This is a genomic window from Desulfobotulus sp., from assembly GCF_034006065.1.
GTDB lineage: Bacteria > Desulfobacterota > Desulfobacteria > Desulfobacterales > ASO4-4 > Desulfobotulus.
Genome location: NZ_JAVETM010000088.1, coordinates 1 through 6,130 on the forward strand (window position 1 = coordinate 1; position 6,130 = coordinate 6,130).

At 53.3% G+C, this 6,130-nt stretch carries 7 protein-coding genes; 2 read left to right on the forward strand and 5 right to left on the reverse strand.

Going from position 1 to position 6,130, the window contains the following annotated elements:
* Positions 1 to 11: 11 nt before the first annotated feature.
* The 5 genes from RBR60_RS16075 to RBR60_RS16095 all read right to left on the reverse strand — a co-directional run bounded on the left by RBR60_RS16075 (position 12) and on the right by RBR60_RS16095 (position 4,407).
* Entirely contained in the window at positions 12 to 707 is a 696-nt protein-coding gene (locus RBR60_RS16075; protein WP_320358674.1) for a PTS sugar transporter subunit IIA, read from the reverse strand.
* Positions 704 to 1,513 carry a flagellar motor protein MotB gene (locus tag RBR60_RS16080; RefSeq protein ID WP_320358676.1) on the reverse strand — a complete coding sequence of 270 codons (810 nt, stop codon included), beginning with the start codon at positions 1,511 to 1,513 and terminating at the stop codon, positions 704 to 706. Before RBR60_RS16080 ends, RBR60_RS16075 begins: the two co-directional genes overlap by 4 nt.
* Before the next feature lie 84 nt (positions 1,514 to 1,597).
* Positions 1,598 to 2,362: a motility protein A gene (locus RBR60_RS16085; RefSeq protein ID WP_320358679.1), complete on the reverse strand. Its 765-nt coding sequence runs from the start codon at positions 2,360 to 2,362 to the stop codon at positions 1,598 to 1,600.
* Positions 2,363 to 2,522: 160 nt separating this feature from the next.
* Complete coding sequence (locus RBR60_RS16090) at positions 2,523 to 3,554, reverse strand: HD-GYP domain-containing protein (protein ID WP_320358681.1); 1,032 nt, start codon at positions 3,552 to 3,554, stop codon at positions 2,523 to 2,525.
* A gap of 283 nt (positions 3,555 to 3,837) precedes the next feature.
* Positions 3,838 to 4,407, reverse strand: coding sequence for an HD domain-containing protein (locus tag RBR60_RS16095; RefSeq protein WP_320358683.1), 570 nt, complete (start codon positions 4,405 to 4,407; stop codon positions 3,838 to 3,840).
* A 122-nt stretch (positions 4,408 to 4,529) separates the two neighbouring features.
* On the opposite strand from RBR60_RS16095, the gene RBR60_RS16100 reads away from it, so the two are divergent.
* Complete coding sequence (locus tag RBR60_RS16100) at positions 4,530 to 5,570, forward strand: LysM peptidoglycan-binding domain-containing protein (protein WP_320358686.1); 1,041 nt, start codon at positions 4,530 to 4,532, stop codon at positions 5,568 to 5,570.
* A 364-nt stretch (positions 5,571 to 5,934) separates the two neighbouring features.
* A partial coding sequence (locus RBR60_RS16105) for a phage integrase N-terminal SAM-like domain-containing protein (RefSeq protein ID WP_320358688.1) occupies positions 5,935 to 6,130 on the forward strand: 196 nt, incomplete at its 3' end.

Here is a 6,130-nt window from a genome sequence, read left to right on the forward strand (position 1 = left end):
TCCCAGGCTTCTCATGGGCTCTCGCTCCTACCCATCATATTCTTTTCCAGCTCCCGCACCGCTCCAATGAGAACCTCATTTTCGGGATTCCGGGAAATACCCGCATAAAAATCCGGATCCCGCAGGCAGAAAGAAAGACGGGAAAGCAAGGACAAATGGGCTTTGACATCCGGTGAAAGGAGCATAAAGAAAACAAACACAGGCTGCCCATCGAGGGATGCATAGGCCACAGGTTTCACGGGAAAGGCCGTGATGATGCAGCTTTTTTCAGGGAATCCCGGAAGCGGCGTCCTTGGATGGGGAAGGGCGATTCCCCTTCCCACGCCTGTGGATCCCAGGGCTTCCCTTTCCAGAAGTTTTTCCAGAAGCTGGGCTTCCTGATCCCTGGAGATACCAGGGACAGCTCCTGCCATACGGCCCAGCAAATCCACGGCATTCTCCCCTTCCAGCCCCTGCATGAACCTGCCCCGCCTGAAAGCGGCCTCAAGGCTGTCATCACAGAAAGGCAAAGGAGAACTCACCTCCTCCCGCATCCTGAAGGGGATATGATGCTGTCGCGCCCAACGACTAAGATTTTCTTCCCGGAATACGCACAGATTCTCCGCACGCACAATGGGAATCCGGCCCTGGCGGATCCAGCGTTCCAGCGTATACACGGGCAGCTCAAGACTTGCTGCCATCTCCTGAAGACTTAACCGTTTCATCATTGCTGCAACACATTCCCGATGCTCGCCCGTTCATAAATCACTTCCACCCGTCGGTTTTTGGCCCGGCCCTGGGCATTGTCATTGGTGTCCACGGGCCGGTATTCCGCAAATCCCTGGGCCGTCAGCATCAGCGGATTCAGACCCCGCTCAATGAGAAAACGCACCACCTGGGCGGCCCGCGCCGTGGACAACTCCCAGTTGGAAGGAAAAAGCGCCGTGGTAATGGGAACATTGTCCGTGTGCCCCACCACCCGTATGGGGTAACGGAACTGCTTAAGCACCTCAGCAAGCTTTGCCATTATTTCAACACCTTCCGGAACCATCGTGGCCTCACCCGAACGAAAAAGCACCATATCCGAAATGGTGATCACAGCGCCCACATCGCTTTCTTTCACCTCCACCATGCCCCCCAGCCGGTTAAATAGAACCAGCTCCCGGACATCAGACACAATTTCTTCCACTTCCTTTTGCACCATAGCCCCCAGTTCATCCACCGCCTCCCGTTGCCGTTCCCTCGGCTCCGGGCTGCTAGGATCCATGATCAGGCCTTCCCGTGTTCCTGCTTCAGGAATGGTCTGAACACCAAGGGCTGTGCGCAAGGACTGGATGATTTCCTTGAATACCTCATCCTGAATGGTACTCATGGCAAACAAGAGCACAAAAAAACACAAAAGCAAGGTCATCAGATCCGAAAAGGTCGTCATCCAGAGAGGCGCTCCGCCTCCTCCCCCCTCTTCCTCCTCTTCCAGGTCCGGCTGCGCCAGCTGGGGCGGGGCTTCATTTTCTGCGGCCTTTTCTTCAGCCATGGATCATTCTCCCTTTTTCACCTCAATTGAAAGAAACAAAGGGCAATACATAAGGGTTTACAGGTTTCAGACAGACCTTCAAGGCTATTTTTTCTCTTCCTTCTTTTTGGCATTGGCCATGTAGATATTCAGCTTATCTTCCATCAAGCGGGGATGTTCCCCTTCCCGGATAGAAATCACGCCCTCGTAGACCAGGGTCATGTTCATGATTTCCTCAGCACTGCGTATCTTGAGCTTATCCGCCATGGGCAGGAACATGAGATTCGCCATAACAGCGCCGTAAAAGGTCGTGATCATGGCCACAGCCATCTTAGGGCCGATGGTGGCCGGATCATCCAGGGTCGCCAGCATCTGCACAAGGCCAATAAGGGTACCGATCATGCCAAAGGCCGGTGCATAAGCGCCCATGGCCAGGAACATGGTGACCCCGCTTTTATTCTCCTTGGAAACCATGCTCATCTTTTTCTGCATGATCGCTGCAATATCCGCTGTTTTCACCCCATCCACGGTCATTTGCAAGGCGGACGCAAAGTAGGGATTTTCGATGGTTTTAATATCCCCTTCAATGGAAAGCAGGCCGCCCTTTCTGGCTTTGTTGGAAATTTCCACAAGACGGGCCACCAGATCTTCGGGCTTTTCCAGCTTGAAAAGAAAAATCCGCTTCATGGCTTTCCCCACCTTGGCAAAATCCTTCATGGGAAAGGCCACAAGGGTGGCGCCGATGGTGCCTCCAATGACGATGGCCACGGACGGGGCATTGAGAAAAAGCCCCAGACCACTGCCCAACAGAATACCCATGAGAATAAAGCCAAGACCCGCCAAAAGCCCGACAATGGAAGCAATATCCATAAACATATCCTCAGTGTTTCAATCAAAGGGAAAAGGAAAACCCAGACACGAACTCTGTTTTTTCATCTGCTCCTACTTACAGAAATTCTCTCAAAATTCCAAATACCTTTTCCTCTCCACTGTCATGGCCCCTTGCCAGAACTTTTCCCGCAATGGGATTTCAGGTGGTTTCAGTCAGGCCTTCTTCGAGGGATCCACTTCCTCGCGGATACACAGAAACCATCTCCTCAAGGGGCCCTGCACCACTGTAGGCCAGAAGTTGCTCCAGATGATGGGCCGTAATGCAGGTCCCTGCGGGCAGGAGCATGGCTCCGGCCCGGGCGTGAACAGGGGTGGCAAGGACCATGCCGGGTGCAAGATCCCATATCCGGATACGGATAAAGGCCTCCACCGGAACCTCGCCATGGTGCATCAGATCCCCCAGCACCTGAGGGTCCCAGCCTGCCTGCCCTCCGAGCAGGCCCAGGGCCTCGGAAGCCCCCAGCCCTTCACTTCGCAGATCCTGATAGGCCAGGACAGCCGCAAGAATTCGACTTTCCGGAAGAATCCCTTTTCCCTTCAGGCCCTCAGGCCCTCCGCTTCCATCATAACGTTCTCCCAATTGCTTCAATACCGCAGCTACTCCGGCCATCCCATCCAGAGCCTCCACCATGTGGGCCGAAGCCAGGGGCACCTGTACAAGGGTTTTGTCGAGGGTAGCAGAAAAACAAAGCCCCTTTCTCTGACGCTGTGCATCCGGTACATACAAAAGCCCCATGCGGTGAAGCCTTGCGGCCTGCTGCAAACGCCAGATTTCCTGGGCTCCCAGGCCCATGTCTCTCGCAATGGAAACCGAAAGCCTCTCAACGGTTCTCACATCCCCATCCCCCAAAACAAGCTGAAGGAGATGAACCAGAAGATCCGCATTCCTTTCTCTCGAATCCCTCCGCTTGATCTGGAGCATGCGGATGCGGGTCCACAAGGTCTTCCTTTCCGCCACAAGAAGCCGGTTCTGCTCAAAGGCATTCTCCAAAAGCCTGTGGAGTTGTTTCATGTGCAGGGCAAGGACATCATACCCTTCTTTGAGATGCCGCCACTCCCCTCTTTCCCGATCTGTCAAGGAAGAGGGAGGGTCTGCCCCAAGGCTCCTTGCCTTCTGAGGGTCTGCACCCGTTTTTCCTTCATGGAACTTTCCCTGGACATCGTTTTTCACTTCTCCTCCCCACTAAGAAACCCCACGGCCCCGCTCCCCACATCAGCCCCACTTCCACAGACGAGACCGGAATACTGGATTCAGGGTGCCAGCGCGTCAGCCCAAAAAAGTCAGGAAATGACAAAATACGACACACTCCGCCAAAAAGCCTACCCTTTTAAAAACTCCTGGTCCGGGAACACTGAAAAATCAGGTGCCTCCATTCACAGGCCAAAGCGGTACAAAGCTTGCTTACTGCTTTTGGACCAGTTCTTCCCAAAGGAGGCCATTCATGCCACGCAGCCTAAGATCTCTCCGCAGAGGGGTCAATGTACTTCTCAAGCCACCAGGCATCCCAGTCCGTAGCCATCAGACTTTCGGCAAGAGCACGGCCCGTATCCGTCACAATTCTTCTCTCCACAACGTCCATCCACTTAGCAGGTCCTTTACGTCCTGTGTCCGCCAGAGCCTTCAGATCCACAAGAAAGGCAAGCTGATCCGCGTCTCTGGCCAAACGGGCCTCAAGGCTCTTACCTTCGGAAAATTCCCCAAGCAGTGCGGCCATCTCTTCTCCAAAGGGCAAGCCCCGCACCAGATCCCTCACAGCCTTGCTTTCATCCGCACGCACGTAATTCTTCTGAACATAATTCAGATCTCCCATGCGCGCCTCCGGCAGGTCATGAAGCAGACACATGGCCATCAGCTTTTCCCTGTCCACCTCGGGACACATCCGACCCATGACATAGGCAATAAGACTGATCATGAACGAATGTTCCGCTACGGTCTCATTCCCCGATCCCAGGAAGTGATAGCCGGAACGGGGAAGACGCTTCAGCATCAGAGCTTCAAACAACAGGTGAACAATCCGCTGCATCACTTAAAACCTCCCTTTGTGTTTCCCGATGCCGGGACATCCGCCTTGACAAAGGTTCTGTAATCCCGATAAAAATAAATCATTTATTTCATACAATCCATCAGCCACAGGAAAGCCCTGCCATGATCCCACGATCTTTAGTGTACACCATTCTGGCTCTCATCCTGATTTTTCCTTCAAAACCCTTCGCAAATCCGGATGATTCCGGCATTCTCAAACTTGAGGACGGTTTTTACTACATTGTCAAAAAAGGAGATACCCTCTGGGATGTCTCTGCAAAATTTTTCAATACCCCCTGGTACTGGCCCGGCCTCTGGTCAGAAAACGATGTGGCCATCAGCAGCCAGAATCCGCACTGGATCTATCCTGGTCAGAAACTGCGCCTTGCCCTTCGGGAAGAAGCCCCCCTCCCTCTCCTTCCCCCGGCCATCCCTGAGCCCAAGCCCGTTGCCATCGTTGAAGCAACCCCACCGCCGCCTCCCAGCTTCACTTTTTCCCCCATCCATAAAGTGGGCTTTATCACACCCCAGCCCGCAGACCCTTCCGGCCATCTTCTGTCCGCAACGGAGGCCAAAGAGATGATCAGCTCAGGCGACCGGGTCTATATTCAACCCGCCCAAGGCCGCCTTCTGCCCATTGCTGGCCGCTACATCGTGTACGGCAAACCCGAACGGGTCCAGGATCCGGATCACCGCCGCAAAAGCGCAGGGTTTCTGCATCATATCTCCGGCATCATCGAGATAACAGAATATCGCAACGATCTCACCATCGGTAACGTAACCCATGCTTTCCGCCCCATGCAGGCCCGGGACGGGCTTTTTCCCATCCCCCAGCGCAATCCCCAGATCCCCATGCGTCCTCCGGTGAGTGGTCTTGAAGGCAAAATCATCGCAGGCGATCTCGGGCAGGTCATGTTTGCCGAAGGTGACCTCCTCTACATCAACCTCGGCGAAAAAGACGGCGTCCTCCCAGGCCAGGAATATCACCTCATTGAAGAAAAGGAAATCAATCCAACGGGCGCTAAAAAGGACATACGCAAAGACCGCATTCCCTTTGGTGCCATCTTCATCCTGGATGTCCGGGAACAGGCCTCCGCAGCCGTTGTCATTGACTCCAGAAAGGATGCAAGGCTGGGAACCCTGGTGATCAGTCCGCAGCGTTAGTTCACTGAAACACAAACCAGATACGCCCGCATGCTCAACAGCATACAGGCGTATCTGCCCTACCCAAGCATCCCAAACAACACGCGAATATCTCAAAATCAGCAATGCCCATTCACTCATTAAAAATTTGTCATCACTCTGGCCCAATCATTGTTCTATTCATCATGCCCATGAATTTTTTACAAATTTACAAACAGTTATAATATGATGAGCCGGAGTGACTACGTAAAAATCAACCTAAAACATTTCTTCATATTATTGTTGAACGCAGCCGCTTCGCGGCAGAAAAGAGTTAAACAAGGTACACTCCTTCTATTGCAACCCACAGTTGCAGCCTAACAACGCATTGGAGAAGGAGTGCCCCATGAACCAGCAGGAACAGGAGCGATTCGACAGGCTTTACCAGCAGCATCTGAAAACCCTGAAGCTTCAGGGCAAAGCCCAAAAAACCATTGATGCCTATGCCAGAGCCGTCCGCAGGATCAGCAGTCATTTTGACTGTTGTCCGGACAGACTCAGTCCTGGGAATCTGCAGGACTATTTTGCAGATCTGGTAGAAA

What these genes read in the sequence shown, in the direction of transcription:
- RBR60_RS16075 (WP_320358674.1), bottom strand. Translation starts at nt 707, where the DNA reads ATGATGAAACGGTTAAGTCTTCAGGAGATGGCAGCAAGTCTTGAGCTG.
- RBR60_RS16080 (WP_320358676.1), bottom strand. Translation starts at nt 1,513, where the DNA reads ATGGCTGAAGAAAAGGCCGCAGAAAATGAAGCCCCGCCCCAGCTGGCG.
- RBR60_RS16085 (WP_320358679.1), bottom strand. Translation starts at nt 2,362, where the DNA reads ATGGATATTGCTTCCATTGTCGGGCTTTTGGCGGGTCTTGGCTTTATT.
- RBR60_RS16095 (WP_320358683.1), bottom strand. Translation starts at nt 4,407, where the DNA reads ATGCAGCGGATTGTTCACCTGTTGTTTGAAGCTCTGATGCTGAAGCGT.
- RBR60_RS16100 (WP_320358686.1), top strand. Translation starts at nt 4,530, where the DNA reads ATGATCCCACGATCTTTAGTGTACACCATTCTGGCTCTCATCCTGATT.